General features: G+C 33.3%; 1 pseudogene. It reads right to left on the minus strand.

What is annotated here, in order from left to right:
* Positions 1-200: 200 nt before the first annotated feature.
* A pseudogene (locus HHU12_RS34145) lies at positions 201-941 on the minus strand (transposase); the annotation flags it as partial.

Raw genomic sequence — 941 nt, forward strand, 5'->3', positions numbered from 1 at the left:
GGGAGTCTTGGTAAATAGACTCTAGCACTCACTAAAATCAGGATATTTATTCTTTTTGGTGAGTGTTTTTGCATTTATAAGGTTCAATATTCTATTTCTCTCAAAAAAAATCACCTTCTTTAAGTACAAAATTACCAAAAACATAAAATTAAGAACTGTATAGACGGACTTATCCAAGGGATATTTAAGAATAGACTTTTTTAGACGGCTAATTTAAGCTGGTTACCCTGAGGTGTTTTTGATTCTTTTTCCTCTTTTTTCTTAACCATCAAAACTGCATTTGAGGTCAAAATACCAAACACAATCCATAGCTTTTCATTAGGTTCCGTTCTAGCTTTTATTTTATCCAGACCATAATTTCGCTTATGTGTACCAAAGATTCCTTCCATACGTGTTGCTCTCTCTTTGGCAATAATTTCTACCATACTTTTCTCTTCTTTTGTATAGGATTTAGGACCTTTCTTTTTAAAGTTGGTGATGATTTTTTTGTCTGTGATAAATCGGCGATTTTCATTAGTGGCATATATTCCATCGGCACCAATATGTGTGGCACTGCCAAAGATTTTTTGATGTTTATAGAAGCTCTGAATTAGACGTGTACTTTCATTGAAAGCGTTCGGTGATAAATGATCGATTATGCTAATTCCTCCTGCTTGTAAAATGTGACCTTTGAACCCAAACTCTACTCTCTTTGTTTCTTTTCCTCTTACAATTGGACGAAGCCAAGGTTTGGCAAGTGAGATAATACGATCATCGATTCGCGATGTGTTATTATCAAACATATACTGTTGCTGAAATAACACTTTATTGATTGTTAGTAATTTAGAACTTTCTCTTTGAGATAAAGTCACATTTCTTGTATCTAAAACTTCCTGTAATTGACCAATCCCTTTATTTAGCAAGTACAGCAATGAACGTTTTCTTTTTTTAATTAGGGAATG

The organism is Flammeovirga aprica JL-4, assembly GCF_012844305.1.
GTDB lineage: Bacteria > Bacteroidota > Bacteroidia > Cytophagales > Flammeovirgaceae > Flammeovirga > Flammeovirga aprica.